The sequence below is a fragment of the Micromonospora fiedleri genome (genome assembly GCF_016774385.1).
GTDB lineage: Bacteria > Actinomycetota > Actinomycetes > Mycobacteriales > Micromonosporaceae > Micromonospora > Micromonospora gifhornensis.
The window spans coordinates 122,297-137,435 of record NZ_JAETXL010000001.1 but is presented as its reverse complement, the minus strand read 5'-3'; the positions used below and the strand labels follow the sequence as shown (position 1 = coordinate 137,435).

The following is a 15,139-nucleotide window of genomic DNA, read 5'->3' as shown; positions in this document are numbered from 1 at the left end:
GGGCGGGCTTGGCCGTCGGCGCTAGGTTGTCGAGTTGTCGTCGCCGGGAAGGGGCTGGACATGCGGGTACTGGTGGTCGAGGACGAACGCCACCTCGCCGACGCGATCGCGCGTGGCCTGCGCAAACGCGGAATGGCGGTGGACGTCGCGTACGACGGCGACAGCGGTCACGAGATGGCCTTCGTCACCCGCTACGACGTGGTGGTGCTCGACCGTGACCTGCCCGGGATGCACGGTGACCAGATCTGCGCGGAGCTGGCCAGCTCGGGCGCGCTGACCCGGGTGCTGATGCTCACCGCCAGCGGCACCGTCGCCGACCGGGTCGAAGGGTTGCAGCTCGGCGCGGACGACTACCTGCCCAAGCCGTTCGCCTTCGACGAACTGGTCGCCCGGGTGCAGGCGCTGGGCCGGCGGGCCACCCCGGCGGCACCGCCGGTGCTGGAACTGGCCGACCTGGTCGTCGACCCGGCCCGCCGGACCACCACCCGTGGCGGGGCGCCGGTGGAGCTGACCAACAAGGAGTTCGGCGTCCTCTGCGAGCTGCTCAAGGCCCGCGGCGCGGTGGTCTCCAGCGAGGAACTGCTGGAGCGGGTCTGGGACGCCAACACCGACCCGTTCACCACCATTGTCCGGGTCACCGTGATGACCCTGCGTCGCAAGCTCGGCGATCCGCCGCTGATCGAGACCGTGGTGGGGGCCGGCTACCGTACCGCCGAGGTGCCGGCGTGACGGGCACCCCGCGGGGGCGGCGGCACCCGCGCCTGCGACCCACCCTGCGGCTGCGGCTGACCCTGCTCAACGGCGTGCTGCTGGTGGGCGCGGGCGCGATCCTGGTGCTGCTGTCCTGGCTGCTGGTCCGCGACGCGCTGCGGCCCACCGACGAACTGCTGCCCGGCACGACGGTGCTGCTGGCCGACGGGCGTTCCATGGACGCCGCCGCCTGGCAGCGGCAACTGGTCGACTCGGCCTCCGGGGAACTGCTGGCCAAGGGCCTGGCCGCGTTGCTGGCCATCGGGACGGTCGGGGTGGTCGGGGCGTACGCGGTGGCGGGTCGGGCGCTGCGACCGCTGCACCAGGTCACCGCGACCGCGCGGCGGCTCGGTGAAACCACGCTGGATCAGCGGATCAGCTACTCCGGGGCCAACGACGAGGTGGCCGAGTTGGCCGACACCTTCGACGAGATGCTGGACCGCATCGCCGCTGCCTTCGAGGCGCAGAAACGGTTCGTCGCCAACGCCTCGCACGAATTGCGTACGCCGCTGGCCGTGATGCGTACCGAAATCGATGTGACGCTCAGCGACGACGAGGCGGACACGGCCGAGTACCGCCGGATGGCCACCGTGGTGCGGGACGCCTCGGAGCGGGCCAACAGCCTGGTCGACGCGCTGCTGGTGCTGGCGCGCAGCGAGGCCCAGACGGGCCGTCGACTGGGTCGGCGTACCGAGTGCGACCTGGCCGCCGGCACCCTCAACGCGTTGTCGGCGGTCCGCCGTGAGGTGGAGCGGATAAAGCTCGACGTGCAGACCTCGCTGGAACCGGCGCCTGTGGTCGGCGACCCCGGTCTGCTGGACCGGCTGGCCGGCAACCTGATCGAGAACGCGGTCCGCTACAACCACCTGCACGGCCGACTCTGGGTACGCACCGGCTCCGACGGGCAGCGATCCTGGCTGGTGGTCGGCAACACCGGGTTCGAGGTGGACCAGGCGGACGTACCGGGACTGTTCGAGCCGTTCCGGCGGGGCGGTCGGGAGCGGACCGGGGCGCGCGGGTCAGGGCTCGGCCTGTCCATCGTCCGGGCGGTCTGCGACGCGCACGGCGGCACTGTGACCGCGGTGGCGCAGTCCGGCGGTGGCCTGGAGGTGACGGTCCACCTGCCCGCCGCCGACGCCGCGTCGACCGGGGAGAACCTCGCCCGGTGACCCGGCGCGGGCCGGGTGACCCGATGCGGCCCGGTGATCCGGCGGCGAAATTCGCTTGATCACGGTGAGAGATTGGGCCCATGACTTCGAGGGTGCGTTGGATCGACTTTGACTGTGCCGATCCGTTCGCCATGGCGACCTTCTGGGCCGAGGCGACCGGCATGCGGCACGACCCGGACAACAAGCCGGGCGAGCCGGAATGCGCCCTGCTGTCCGGGGCGGAGATCGCCGAGGGCGGGATGCTGTTCCAGCGGGTACCGGAGGGCAAGACGGCGAAGAACCGGGTACACCTGGATCTCCAGCCGACCGACCGGACCCGCGACGAGGAGATCGATCGGCTGCTCGGCCTGGGCGCCGTACTGATCGACGACCAGCGCCGACCCGACGGCACCGGCTGGGCGGTCCTCGCCGACCCGGAGGGCAACGAGTTCTGCGTGGAGCGCAGCGTGGCCGAGCACTCGGCATAACGGGCCCGGCTCACCGCCAGCCCTGGGTGAGGCGGGTGTTGGCCTGGAGAAGTTGCTGGGCGAGGAGGTCGGCGCGCCGCTCGTCGACCCGGTGTGCGGGGGCGGAGATGGTGAGTGCGGCCACGGCGCCCCGGGTGGGGTGGACGACGGCCACGCCGACGGCGTACACCCCATCGACGCATTCTTCGAGGTTGGAGGCGTAGCCGCGGGCGCGTACGGCGTCGAGTTCTTTGATCAGGTGGTCGGTTGTGGTGATCGTGGCGGAGGTCAGCGCGGCCAAGATGCGCGGATGCAGCGCCCGGATGTCCTTCGGGCGCATCTGGGCGAGCAGCGCCTTGCCGCCGGCGGTGGTGTACGCGGGTAGCCGGTCGCCGGTGCGGACCCCGACCCGGACGGTCTGGGTGCTCTCCACGCCGTCGAGGAAGACGATGCTGGCGCCCTGCAGGCCGATCAGGTTGACCGTCTCGCGGGTGGTCGCGGCCAGGTCTTCCATGTGTGGGCGGACGGCGGCGACGACGTCCCAGGGGGCCTGTCGGGTGGCGACCTCGTGTGCCGCCGGGCCTAGCCGGTAGCGACGGGAGTCGTCCTGACGGGCGAAGTCGAACTCCTTGAGAGTGGACAGCAGCCGGTGCGCGGTGGACGGGGCGACCTGCAGGTGCCGGCCGAGGTCCGCCACGCTCACCGACTCCTGGGCGCCGAGATACCGCAGGGCTCGTAGCGCGTTGCCCACCGACTCCATGGCCTGCCTCCCACTACTCGCCACCGACCAGCGCAGTATTCCGCACAGAGGAACCCTTCTCCCAGACCCTTCTGCATGACGGAAGATCCAGGTCTACTGGTCGCGGTCGAGGGAGAGGAGTTGTGCGGTGGCGAGCGTGCGGGACGTGACCTTCGAGCTGCTGCGGGCGCACGGCCTGACCACCATCTTCGGCAACCCCGGCTCCAACGAGCTGCCGTTCCTGGCCGGCCTGCCGGACGACTTCCGGTACCTCCTCGGCCTGCACGAGGGCGTGGTGCTGGCCATGGCCGACGGGTACGCCCAGGCCCGCCGAGGCCCGGCGCTGGTCAACCTGCACGCGGCCGCCGGCACCGGCAACGCGATGGGCCAGCTGACCAACTCGGTCTACTCGCACAGCCCACTGGTGGTCACCGCCGGGCAGCAGGTCCGCTCGACCGTCGGCCAGGAGGTGATGCTCGCCAACGTGGACGCCGCCGCGCTGCCCCGGCCGCTGGTCAAGTGGAGCAGCGAGCCGGCCTCCGCCGAGGACGTGCCCCGGACCATCAGCCAGGCGATCCACACCGCCACCCTGGCACCCCAGGGACCGGTGTACGTGTCGGTGCCGTACGACGACTGGCAGGCGCAGTCCTCCGTCGAGGCACGGCACCTGCTGTCCCGTACCACCGTGACCGCCGCGGCGCTGACCACCCCGCAGCTCGCCGACCTCGCCGCGATGCTGGACCGGGCCGAACGGCCGGTGCTGATCCTCGGCCCCGACGTCGACGCGACCGCCGCGAACGATCATGCCGTGGCGCTCGCCGACGCCCTGGCCGCCCCGGCCTGGATCGCCCCCTCGGCATCGCGTTGCCCGTTCCCCACCCGCCACCCCGCCTTCCGTGGCGTGCTGCCGGCCGGGGTCAAGGCGATCAGCGACCTGCTGGCCGGACACGACCTCGTCCTGGTCGTCGGCGCGCCGGTGTTCCGCTACCACCAGTACGACCCCGGCCGGTATCTGCCCGAGGGCACCCGACTGGTGCACCTGACCGTGGACCCGGGCGAAGCAGCCCGCGCGCCGATGGGTGACGCGATCGTCTGCGATCTCGCCGACACCCTCGCCCGGCTGGCCGCCGCCGTCACCCCCGGGCGGCGGGCTGCCCTCGTACCGTTGCCGCCCATTCCGACGCCGCGACCCGCATCGGCGGGCCGGTTGCATCCGGAGGAGGTGTTCGCCGTGCTGCGGGACACCGCTGGGGCCGACACCGTCTGGGTCACCGAGTCCACCTCGACCACCGGTGCCTTCTGGGCGCAGGCGGACCTGCGCGAACCCGGCAGCTACTACTTCCCCGCCTCCGGCGGTCTCGGCTTCGGGCTGCCCGCGGCCGTCGGGGTGCAGCTGGCCGACCCCGACCGGCAGGTCGTCGCCCTGGTCGGTGACGGGTCGGCCAACTACGGCATCACCGCACTGTGGACCGCCGCCCGCTACCGCATCCCGGTCATCTTCGTCATCCTGCGCAACGGCACCTACGGTGCGCTGCGCTGGTTCGCCCAGGTGCTGGGGGCCGGGGAAACACCGGGTCTGGACATCCCCGACATCGACTTCACCGCGCTGGCCGCCGGGTACGGCGTCACCGGCGTGACGGTCTCCAGCCGTACGGCACTCGTCGAGGCGGTCACCGACGCCCTCGCTGCCGGCGAACCCCGGCTCATCCAGGTCGACACCGACCTCACCACCCCCTGAACCGCTGAAAGGCAAGCCCATGTCCGCACCCCAGCCGTCCGCCCCGGTGCTCGGCCGTTTCCCCGACTTCCCGCACGAGCAGGTGACCTTCTGCCAGGACCCGGAGACCGGCCTGCGGGCCATCATCGCCATCCACGACAGCACCCTCGGCCCGGCCGTCGGGGGCACCCGGTTCCATCCGTACGCCACGGAGGCCGAGGCGTTGACCGACGTGCTGCGGCTGTCGCGGGGGATGACGTACAAGAACGCGGTCGCCGGCCTGCCCTGCGGCGGTGCGAAGGCGGTCATCATCGGCGACCCCGACACGATCAAGTCCGAGGCGTTGCTGGAGACCTACGGACGTTTCGTGCAGAGCCTCGGTGGACGTTACGTTACCGCCGGCGACGTGGGGATCAGCGCCGCCGACCTCGATGTGATCGGCCGGGGCACCGACCACGTCCTCGGCCGCACCACAAGCGCCGGCGGGTACGGCGACAGCGGCCCGATGACCGCGTACGGTGCCTTCCACGCCCTGCGTGCCGCCGCTGCCGCCCGGTGGGGGACCGCCGACCTGGCCGGCCGTACCGTCGGGGTCGAAGGGCTCGGCAAGGTCGGCTACGAACTCGTCCGGCTGCTGGTCGAGGCCGGGGCCACGGTCACCGCCGCCGACATCTCCGCGCCCGCCCGCGAACGCGTCCGACGGGAACTGCCCGCGGTGCTCCTCGCCGAGCGGGTCATCGACGCGCCTGTCGACATCTACGCCCCGTGCGCGCTCGGCGCCACCCTTACCAGCGACTCGATCCCGACGATCCGCGCCGCCGTGATCTGCGGCGCCGCCAACAACCAACTCGCCACCCCCGACGTGGAGGAGCAGCTCGCCGAGCGCGGGATCCTCTGGGTGCCCGACTTCGTCGCCAGCGCCGGTGGCGTCACCACCGGATGTGCCGAGTACCGGCGGATTCCCCTGGAGGAGGTGCCCGGCCAGGTCGAGAGGATCTTCGACACCACCACCGAGGTCCTCGACCTGGCCCGCAGGCAGGGCATCCTGCCCGGCGCGGCAGCCGAGGACCTCGCCCACACCCGCATCCAGCAGGCCCGAGCCGGCCTCAAGCCCGGCTACCTGCCCCGCTGATCGGCGCCGATGATCGACTCCGTTACGGCGTAATGGCGGTATCCAGCCGGGTCGGTCACCGCCATTACGGCGAAACGGCGAGGCATCAAGCCCTCGTGCGGCGGCGAGGTCGCCGGACACTCCAGCCGCAGACGACGTCGCGGTGGCCGCCCGGCCGGGCGGCCACCGCGATCGGTGCTGTCAGGTGTGGGCTCAGCCGGCCAGGCTGGCCACTCCGCGCGGCAGGAACCGCTGACCGGTCACCCGCTCGCTGGTGCCGGTCCGGTCCAGGTACGGCGTGACGCCGCCCAGGTGGAACGGCCAACCGGCGCCGAGGATCATGCACAGGTCGATGTCCTGCGCCTGCGCCACGACACCCTCGTCGAGCATCAGTCGGATCTCCTGTGCCAGCGCGTCCAGCGCGTTCTGTCGCACCTGCTCCTCGGTGAGCGGCTGGTCGCCGACCACCAGCAGCTTCGCCACCTCGGCGTTGATCTCGTCGTCGACGACGATCGGCTGGCCGGAGTCGGCGATCCGCTTGAGGTTCTCGCTGATGCCGAAGCGGTCCGGGAAGGCGGCGTGCAGGGTGCCGCCCACGTGGTACGCCACGGCCGGGCCGACCAGCTGGAGCAGGGCCAGCGGACGCATCGGCAGGCCCAGCGGGTCCACCGCGCGGTTCGCCACCTCCAGCGGGGTGCCCGCGTCCACGGCGGCGAAGATCGCCCCGAGGAAGCGGGTGAGCAGCCGGTTCACCACGAACGCCGGGGCGTCGGCGACCAGCACCGACGACTTCTTCAGCTGCTTGCCGACCGCGAAGGCGGTGGCCAGCGTGGCGTCGTCGGTGCGCTCGCCGCGGACGATCTCCAGCAGCGGCAGTACGGCCACCGGGTTGAAGAAGTGGAAGCCGACCACCCGCTCCGGGTGCTCCAGCTCCGCCGCCATCGCCGTAATGGACAGCGACGAGGTGTTCGTCGCCAGCACCGCCTCCGGCTTGACGATCTTCTCCAGCTCGGCCCAGACCTGCTTCTTGACGTTCAGGTCCTCGAAGACCGCCTCGATGACGAAGTCACAGTCAGCAAAAGCCGACTTGTCCACCGAGCCGCTGACCAGGCCGTACAGCTTGGCGGCCGTACCCTTGTCCATCCGGCCCTTGCTGACCTGCTTCTCGATCTGGGTGTGCACGTAGCCCACACCCTTGTCGACCCGCGCCTGGTCCAGGTCGGTCATGACGACCGGCACCTGGAGGCGACGGGCGAACAGCAAGGCCAGCTGGCTGGCCATCAGGCCGGCGCCGACGATGCCAACCTTGGTCACCGGGCGGGCCAGGCCCTTGTCCGGTGCCCCGGCCGGCCGCTTGGCCCGCCGCTGCACCAGGTCGAAGGCGTACAGACCGCTGCGCAACTCCTCGGAGAAGATCAGGTCGGCCAGGGCCTCGTCCTCGGCGGCGGTGCCGGTGGCGAAGTCGGCGTCCTTCGCCGTCTCCAGCAGATCCAGCGCCTTGTACGCGGACGGGACCGCGCCGTGCAGCCGCTGGTCGAGGGTCTGCCGGGCGAAGTAGAGCACCCCGGCCCACATGTCCTTGTCGACCTCGGGCCGGGTCACCGTGACCTCGCCCCGGACCACGCCGGCGGCCCACTCCAGGGACCGCTCCAGGAAGTCGGCCGGCTCCAGCAGCACGTCGGCGATGCCCAGCTCAGCGGCCTGCTTGGGCTTGAGCATCTTGTTCTGCATCAGCGGGTTCTGGATGATCACCTGGGTGGCCGCCGGGATGCCGATCAGGTTCGGCAGCAGCTGGGTGCCGCCCCAGCCCGGGATCAGACCCAGGGAGACCTCCGGCAGCGCCAGGGCGGCGGCACCGGCGGACAGGGTCCGGTAGTGGCAGTGCAGGGCCAGCTCCAGGCCGCCACCCATCGCCGCGCCGTTGACGAAGGCGAAGGTCGGGATCTGGCTGTCCTTGAGCCGGGCGAAGACCCGGTGGCCCAGCTGGCCGATGGCCAGCGCCTGCTCCCGGTCGGCCAGCAGCGGCAGGCTGGTGATGTCCGCGCCGACGCAGAAGATGTACGGCTTGCCGGTGACCGCGATGAACGCCGGCTCGGCGGCCAGGGCGGCGCTGATCGCCTCGTCCAGGCTGGCCAGTCCGCCGGGGCCGAAGGTGTTCGGCTTGGTGTGGTCGAATCCGTTGTCGAGGGTGATCAGGGCGGCCGGGCGGTCCAGCCCCGGTACGTTCACCTGGCGCAGCAGGGCCCGGGTGACCACCTCGTTCGGTGCGGTGAGGCTCACAGTGCCTCCTTCGTTCGCGACTGCGGGGCTCGCAAGCTCACTCCTCGCGCTCACTTGTCTTCACCCTCCCAGTGCGGGTTCTCCCAGATCACGGTGCCGCCCATGCCGATGCCGATGCACATGGCGGTGAGGCCGTAGCGGACCTCGGGGTGCTCGGCGAACTGCCGGGCGAGCTGGGTCATCAGCCGTACGCCCGAGGAAGCGAGGGGGTGACCGATGGCGATCGCGCCGCCCCACTGGTTGACCCGCGGGTCGTCGTCGGCGATGCCGAAGTGGTCGAGGAAGGCGAGCACCTGTACGGCGAAGGCCTCGTTCAGCTCGAACAGGCCGATGTCGTCGATGGTCAGCCCGGCGATGCGCAGGGCCTTCTCCGTCGACGGGATCGGGCCGACGCCCATCACCTCGGGCTCGACGCCGACGAAGCCGTACGACACCAGGCGCATGGCGACCGGCAGGCCCAGCTCGCGGGCGACGTCCTCGGCGACCAGCAGGCTGGCGGTGGCGCCGTCGTTCAGACCGGCGGCGTTGCCCGCGGTCACCTTGCCGTGCGGGCGGAACGGGGTCTTGAGGCTGCCCAGCTTCTCCAGCGAGGTGTCGCGGGGGGCCTCGTCGGCCGTGGCCAGGCCCCAGCCGCCCTCCTCGTCGCGGATGGCCACCGGCACCAGGTCGTCCTGGAGCTTGCCGTTGGCGTACGCCTTGGCGGTCTTCTGCTGGGAGGCGAGCGCGAACGCGTCGGTGCGCTGCTTGGTGATGTGCGGCAGCCGGTCGTGCAGATTCTCGGCGGTGGCGCCCATGACCAGCGCGGACGGGTCGACCAGCTTCTCGGCGACGATGCGCGGGTTGGGGTCGACGCCCTCGCCCATCGGGTGGCGACCCATGTGCTCGACACCACCGGCGATCGCCACGTCGTACGCGCCGACGGCGATGGCGCTGGCGACGGTGGTCACGGCGGTCATCGCCCCGGCGCACATCCGGTCGATGGCGAAGCCGGGGACGCTCTTGGGCAGGCCCGACAGCAGGGCGGCGGTACGGCCGATGGTCAGTCCCTGGTCACCGATCTGGGTGGTGGCGGCGATGGCCACCTCCTCGACCCGCTCCGGCGGCAGCTGCGGGTTACGGCGTAGCAGTTCGCGAATGCATCGGATCACCAGGTCGTCGGCGCGGGTGTTGGCGTACATGCCACCCGCCTTGCCGAACGGGGTACGGACGCCGTCGACGAAGACGACATCCCGAACTTCACGGGGCACTGGAGCCTCCTAGCCGGCACTGGCATTTCCCCGAATGCTACCCGCCAGTAACAATCCCCGCCCCACCCCACCCTGTGGCCCAGCCCACACCCCAGCCTTCCCCCACGCCACCCCTTCGCCCTGTTGATCAAGAAGTTTGCGTCTGCCGTACGGCGTGTCGCTGACGCAAACTTCTTGATCAACGGGGGCGATAGGGGCTGTCAGGTGGGAAGGAGGGCTTGGGTCAGGGCGGGGAGGAGGAGGGTGATCTGCCATTCGCGGGCGTGGAGGGCGCGTAGGGCGTCGGCGACGGTGGGTTCGGTGATCTCTTCGGGGGGTTGCCAGGCGAGCCGGCGGACCGTGTCGGGGGAGATCAGGTTCTCCGGTGGCAGGTTGTACTCGCCGGCCAGCCGCAGCACCACCTCGCGGGAGCGGGCCAGTCGGGCGGCCGCGGCCGGATCCCGTTCGGCCCAGCGGTGCGGCGGGGGTGGGCCCTCCACCGTCGGCGTCACCGGCAGCTCCTCGTCCGGCAGCTGCCGGGCGTCGTCCAGCGCCGCCAGCCAGGTCCGGGCCAGCCGGCGTACCGACCGGCCGCCGAAACCGGGCAGGGTGAGCAGCGTCTTCTCGTCCTTCGGGTCCAGTTCCGCCGCCGCCACGATGGCCGAGTCGGGCAGCACCCGGCCCGGCGCGGAGTCCCGGCGGGCGGCGATCTGGTCGCGGGCGTACCACAGGGACCGCACCCGGGCCTGCGCCCGCGCACCACGGACCCGGTGGATGCCGGAGGTACGGCGCCACGGCTCGGCGCGTACCCGAGGTGGGCGGGTGCCGGCCTGCACCAGGGCGGCGAACTCCTCCGCCGCCCACTGCGACTTGCCCTGCCGGCTCAGCTCCGCGTCGAGGGCGTCGCGCAGGTCGGTCAGCAGCTCCACGTCCAACGCCGCGTACGTCAGCCAGGACTCCGGCAGCGGCCGACTGGACCAGTCCGCCGCCGAGTGGTGCTTCTCCAGGCTGTAGCCGAGCAGCTGCTCGGTGAGCGCGGCCAGCCCCACCCGCTCGAATCCGGCGAGCCGGGCGGCCAACTCGGTGTCGAACAGCCGTCGCGGACGCAGTCCCAACTCGGCGAGGCAGGGCAGATCCTGGTTGGCCGCGTGCAACACCCACTCGGTGTCCGCGATCACGGCGTCGAGCGCACTGAGGTCGGGCAGGGGCAGGGGGTCGATCAGCGCGGTACCGGCGCCGCTGCGCCGCAACTGCACGAGGTACGCCCGCTGGCTGTAGCGGTAGCCCGAGGCGCGCTCGGCGTCCAGGGCCACCGGGCCGCTGCCGGCCGCGAAGCGGGCCACCACCTCGGCAAGTTGTTCCGGCACGGTCACCGGCTCAGGGGTGCCCTCGCGGGGGGCGGTCAGCGGCACGGACTCGCCGCCGGTGGATTCGGTCCCCGCGTCCGACGGCTCCGGCCGCGCCGACGGCGGGGTCTCGATGTCGTTTCCCGTACGGCTTGCGGCGGTCCGACGGCGCAGGGGTGGTTCGTCGGTCACCTGACAACCCTAGTGCGGAAGCGGAACACACCGCGCGCACCCGCCCCCGCCGCGTGTCGACCCAGCCGACCCAGCCGATCCAATCGGCCCAGCAGGCTCAGCCGGTGGCGGCGGCTCGACGGTCGGGCAGGGCGGTGACGCCGGGCGGCGGCAGGCCGGCGGTGGAGGCGAGCAGGGTGCACCAGGCGTACAGGTGCGAGGTGAGGTCGCCGTCGGTCGGCGTCCACGAGGCGCGGATCTCGATGTCGGCGGTCGCCGGCGGGCCGGCCAGATCCCCGAACCGGTTCGACATCGTCTGGGTGACCGTCCCGCCGATGGCCCGGTAATCCGCCTCCTGGGCGTCGAGGGCATCGGTGAGCCAGGTCCAGGCGACCCCCGGCAGCAGCGGGTCGGCGGCCAGGTCGCTCTCCAGCTCGGCGGTGACGTAGGTGACCAGCCGCAGGGTGCCCTGCCAGGCCTCGTGCCCGACCGGGTCGTGCAACAGGATCAACCGCCCGGTGGTCACCTCGTCGCCGTCGCGCAGCACCGACGCGGAGAGCGCGAAGGCGTACGGCGCGAGTCGTTGCGGGGCGCCGATCTCCTCCAGGCAGATCTCCGGCCGGGGCGTCGCCGACCGGAGCCCGGCGACCGCGCGGGCGAAGGTGTCCGGAAGCGCGATCGGGGGGGCCATGTCCGCAGCCTAAGCCGCCACCCGCCGCCTCGCCGTGACGGCACGCCGAGGATCACCAGCTGGTGATCATCTGCCTGCTGCCGCTGAACCGCACGACGGCGGTGTTGACAAGAGTCCGAAGCCCTTTCCTTCGTCGAAGGGCTACCACGTCACAAAGTGGGCGGTGGGGGCGGGAGCGGGGTGGGGCGCGTGGCACGATTGCCGCGATGACCACCGACACCACGGGCACCGCTGCCCGAGACGACGCCTCCCGCCCCGGCGGGCCCGCCGACTCGCCCTTCGTGCGGGCGTGTCGTCGCCGGCCCGTCCCGCACACCCCGGTCTGGTTCATGCGCCAGGCCGGCCGGTCGCTGCCGGAGTACCGCGAGATCCGGGCCAACGTGGCGATGCTGGAGTCCTGCCGCCGCCCCGACCTGGTCACCGAGATCACCCTTCAGCCGGTACGCCGGCACAAGGTGGACGCGGCCATCCTGTTCAGCGACATCGTGGTGCCGGTCGCCGCCGCCGGGGTCGACCTGGACATCGTGCCCGGCACCGGGCCGGTGGTGGCCGAGCCGGTGCGTACCGCCGCCGACGTGCAGCGGATCCGGCTGATCGACCGCGACGACGTCCCGTACGTCGACGAGGCGGTCCGGATGCTGGTCAAGGAGCTGGGCGACACCCCGCTGATCGGCTTCGCCGGTGCGCCGTTCACCCTGGCCAGCTACCTGGTCGAGGGTGGGCCGTCGCGCAACCACGTCAAGACCAAGGCCCTGATGTACGGCGACCCCGACCTGTGGCACGCCCTGGCCGGCCGGCTCGCTGAGGTGACCCTGGCGTTCCTGCGGGTGCAGATCGCCGCCGGCGTCAGCGCGGTGCAGCTCTTCGACTCCTGGGCGGGCGCGCTCTCCGAGGCCGACTACCGCCGGTTCGTGCTGCCGCACTCCACGGCGGTGCTGTCCGGGCTGGCCGACGCGGGGATCCCCCGGATCCACTTCGGGGTGGGCACCGCCGAGCTGCTCGGCGCGATGGGCGAGGCCGGCGCCGACGTGGTCGGCGTGGACTGGCGTACCCCGCTGGACGTCGCGACCCACCGGATCGGGCCCGACAAGGCGGTGCAGGGCAACCTGGACCCGTGCCTGCTGTTCGCCCCGTGGCCGGTCATCGAGGCCGAGGTGCGTCGCATCCTCGACCAGGGCCGCGCCGCCCCCGGACACGTGTTCAACCTGGGCCACGGGGTGCTGCCGGAGACCGACCCGGAGGTGCTCACCCGGGTGGTCGCCCTGGTGCACGAACTGTCCGCCCGCCCCACCGAGGGGGCCTGACCGCCATGGCGTCGCGGTGGCGGGTGGCGGTCGTCGGCGGCGGCATCGCCGGCCTGGCCGCCGCGGTCCGGTTGCGCGACCGCGCCCCCGAAGACACCGAGATCATCGTGTACGAGCAGTCCGGCGCGCTCGGCGGCAAGCTGCGTACCGGTGAGCTGCTCGGCGGGCCGGTGGAGTTCGGTGCCGAGTCGTTCCTGATGCGGGATCCGGCCGGCGGCGACTCGGCGGCGGTGACCCTGATCCGCCGCCTCGGGCTGACCGAACGGATCGTGCACCCCACCGTCGGGCAGGCGGCACTGGCCGTCGACGGCCAGTTGCGGCCGATTCCCGGCGGCACGCTGATGGGCGTACCCGGGGATCTGGAGAAGGTGGCGACGGTGGCGCGGCCGACCCCGGAGGCCGACCACGACGGCGGCGCGCCGATGCTCGGTGCCGGCGACGACGTCTCCGTCGGCGCGCTGGTCCGCGCCCGGTTCGGCGACGAGGTGGTCGACCGACTGGTCGACCCGATGCTCGGCGGCGTGTACGCGGGCCGGGCCGACGACCTGTCCCTGGCCACCACCATGCCCGCCCTGGCCCGCGCCGCCCGAACCCGGCACACGCTGCTCGACGCGGTCCGGGCCGCGCAGGCCGCCGCCCCCCGCTTCACCGGCCAACCGATCTTCGGCACCCTCGACGGCGGGCTGAGCACCCTGGTCGAGGCCGCCGCCACGGCCAGCGGGGCGACCATCCGCACCAACGCCGCGGTCCGCGAGCTCACCCCGACCGGCACCGGCTGGCGGCTCACCGTCGGCCCGACCCGCGACCCGGAGCACGTCGACGTCGACGCGGTGGTGCTGGCGGTGCCGGCCCGGCCGGCGGCCCGGCTGCTCACCGACGTGGCCGACGCGGTGGCGGCGGAGATCGGCGGGCTGGACTACGCCAGCGTCGCGCTCGTCACCCTGGCCCTGCCCGAGCCGGCGCTGCCGCAGCTGTCCGGATTCCTGGTGCCCAGCACCGAAGGGTTGCTGATCAAGGCGTCCACGTTCTTCACCACCAAGTGGGGGCACCTGCGTCGGTCGGACGGGGTGGCCCTGGTGCGCGCCTCGGTGGGCCGCTACGGCGACGAGGCCCAGCTCCAGCGCCCCGACGAGGACCTGGCCGCCACCGTGCACCGGGAGTTGTCGGCGGTGCTCGGCACGCCGCTGCCCGCCCCGGTCGCCGGGCACGTGCAGCGCTGGGGTGGGGCGTTGCCGCAGTACACCCCCGGCCACCTCGATCGGATCACCGCCGCGCGGACCGTCCTGCGGGCGGCGCATCCGACGCTGACGTTGGCCGGTGCCGGCTACGACGGCGTGGGCATCCCGGTCTGCGTCCGCTCCGGCGAGACGGCGGCCGAGGAGATCATCACAGCATTGGGAGGATCGGCGAGATGACCGAGCAGAGCAACGCGGCCCGGCTGAAGGAACTCAACTCCACCATCCGCTACACCATGTGGTCGGTGTTCCGGGTCAGCGCCCCGCTGCCGTCGCTGCGCGACAACGTCACCGGCGAGGTCGAGTCGCTGATCGAGGAGTTGGCCGGCAAGGACGTGGTGGTCCGGGGCACGTACGACGTGGCCGGGCTGCGCGCCGACGCCGACCTGATGATCTGGTGGCACTCCTCGTCCAGCGACGCCCTCCAGGACGCCTACCTGCGGTTCCGGCGCACCACGCTGGGGCGGGCGATGACCCCGGTCTGGTCGCAGATGGCGCTGCACCGGCCGGCCGAGTTCAACAAGAGCCACATCCCGGCCTTCCTCGCCGGCGAGGAGGCCCGCGCCTACCTGTGCGTCTACCCGTTCGTCCGCTCGTACGACTGGTACCTGCTGCCCGACGCGGAGCGGCGGGAACTGCTCGCCGAGCACGGCCAGATGGCCCGGGGTTACCCGGACGTACGCGCCAACACGGTGGCCTCGTTCGCGCTCGGCGACTACGAGTGGATGCTCGCCTTCGAGGCCGACGAGCTGCACCGGATCGTGGATCTGATGCGGGACCTGCGCGCCTCGCGGGCCCGGCTGCACGTCCGCGAGGAGGTGCCGTTCTACACCGGCCGCCGCCGCTCGATCGCCGACATCGTCACCGCCCTGGCCTGAAAGGAAGGGCACCTTGTTAACGCCTCGTGCATAGCAAGGGCCCCCTGTTAACTCACCGGTGCCGACGGCCCGTCGG

Annotated in this window: 13 protein-coding genes; 8 read left to right on the top strand and 5 right to left on the bottom strand. The window is 72.3% G+C overall.

What is annotated here, in order from left to right:
* Positions 1-60 precede the first annotated feature (60 nt).
* The 3 genes from JMF97_RS00625 (at position 61) to JMF97_RS00615 (ending at position 2,386) form a co-directional block, all read left to right on the top strand.
* Positions 61-729: a response regulator transcription factor gene (locus JMF97_RS00625; RefSeq protein WP_203219755.1), complete on the top strand. Its 669-nt coding sequence runs from the start codon at positions 61-63 to the stop codon at positions 727-729.
* Positions 726-1,919 (top strand): sensor histidine kinase, encoded by a 1,194-nt coding sequence (locus JMF97_RS00620; protein WP_203219754.1) that lies wholly within the window; start codon positions 726-728, stop codon positions 1,917-1,919. The genes JMF97_RS00625 and JMF97_RS00620 overlap by 4 nt, the downstream gene beginning before the upstream one ends.
* An 80-nt stretch (positions 1,920-1,999) precedes the next feature.
* Entirely contained in the window at positions 2,000-2,386 is a 387-nt protein-coding gene (locus JMF97_RS00615) for a VOC family protein (RefSeq protein ID WP_203219753.1), read from the top strand.
* A 10-nt stretch (positions 2,387-2,396) separates the two neighbouring features.
* Here JMF97_RS00615 and JMF97_RS00610 read toward each other — a convergent pair whose 3' ends face one another.
* On the bottom strand, positions 2,397-3,125 hold the full coding sequence (locus JMF97_RS00610; protein ID WP_203219752.1) for an IclR family transcriptional regulator: 729 nt from the start codon (positions 3,123-3,125) through the stop codon (positions 2,397-2,399).
* Positions 3,126-3,252: 127 nt separating this feature from the next.
* Here JMF97_RS00610 and mdlC point away from each other — a divergent pair, with 127 nt between their 5' ends.
* Complete coding sequence (gene mdlC / locus JMF97_RS00605) at positions 3,253-4,842, top strand: benzoylformate decarboxylase (protein ID WP_307816712.1); 1,590 nt, start codon at positions 3,253-3,255, stop codon at positions 4,840-4,842.
* Between the two features lie 19 nt (positions 4,843-4,861).
* The gene (locus JMF97_RS00600) at positions 4,862-5,953 is read left to right on the top strand and encodes a Glu/Leu/Phe/Val family dehydrogenase (protein WP_203219751.1); all 1,092 of its coding nucleotides are present in this window, start codon (positions 4,862-4,864) and stop codon (positions 5,951-5,953) included.
* A gap of 192 nt (positions 5,954-6,145) precedes the next feature.
* Here JMF97_RS00600 and JMF97_RS00595 read toward each other — a convergent pair whose 3' ends face one another.
* From JMF97_RS00595 to JMF97_RS00580, 4 genes are all read right to left on the bottom strand, one after another.
* Positions 6,146-8,212: a 3-hydroxyacyl-CoA dehydrogenase NAD-binding domain-containing protein gene (locus tag JMF97_RS00595; RefSeq protein WP_203219750.1), complete on the bottom strand. Its 2,067-nt coding sequence runs from the start codon at positions 8,210-8,212 to the stop codon at positions 6,146-6,148.
* A gap of 50 nt (positions 8,213-8,262) precedes the next feature.
* The gene (locus JMF97_RS00590) at positions 8,263-9,459 is read right to left on the bottom strand and encodes a thiolase family protein (RefSeq protein ID WP_203219749.1); all 1,197 of its coding nucleotides are present in this window, start codon (positions 9,457-9,459) and stop codon (positions 8,263-8,265) included.
* Between the two features lie 200 nt (positions 9,460-9,659).
* Positions 9,660-10,976, bottom strand: a complete 1,317-nt coding sequence (locus tag JMF97_RS00585) for a ribonuclease D (protein WP_203219748.1) — start codon at positions 10,974-10,976, stop codon at positions 9,660-9,662.
* Between the two features lie 97 nt (positions 10,977-11,073).
* The gene (locus JMF97_RS00580) at positions 11,074-11,646 is read right to left on the bottom strand and encodes a DUF3000 domain-containing protein (protein WP_203219747.1); all 573 of its coding nucleotides are present in this window, start codon (positions 11,644-11,646) and stop codon (positions 11,074-11,076) included.
* 206 nt (positions 11,647-11,852) lie between these two features.
* Here JMF97_RS00580 and hemE point away from each other — a divergent pair, with 206 nt between their 5' ends.
* The 3 genes from hemE to hemQ are packed head-to-tail and all read left to right on the top strand — an operon-like array spanning position 11,853 to position 15,063.
* Positions 11,853-12,950 (top strand): uroporphyrinogen decarboxylase, encoded by a 1,098-nt coding sequence (gene hemE / locus JMF97_RS00575; protein WP_203219746.1) that lies wholly within the window; start codon positions 11,853-11,855, stop codon positions 12,948-12,950.
* 5 nt (positions 12,951-12,955) lie between these two features.
* Positions 12,956-14,365, top strand: coding sequence for a protoporphyrinogen oxidase (gene hemG, locus JMF97_RS00570; RefSeq protein WP_203219745.1), 1,410 nt, complete (start codon positions 12,956-12,958; stop codon positions 14,363-14,365).
* A complete protein-coding gene (hemQ, locus tag JMF97_RS00565) occupies positions 14,362-15,063 on the top strand; it encodes a hydrogen peroxide-dependent heme synthase (protein WP_013732330.1) in 702 nt (233 codons plus the stop codon). The genes hemG and hemQ overlap by 4 nt, the downstream gene beginning before the upstream one ends.
* Positions 15,064-15,139 lie beyond the last annotated feature (76 nt).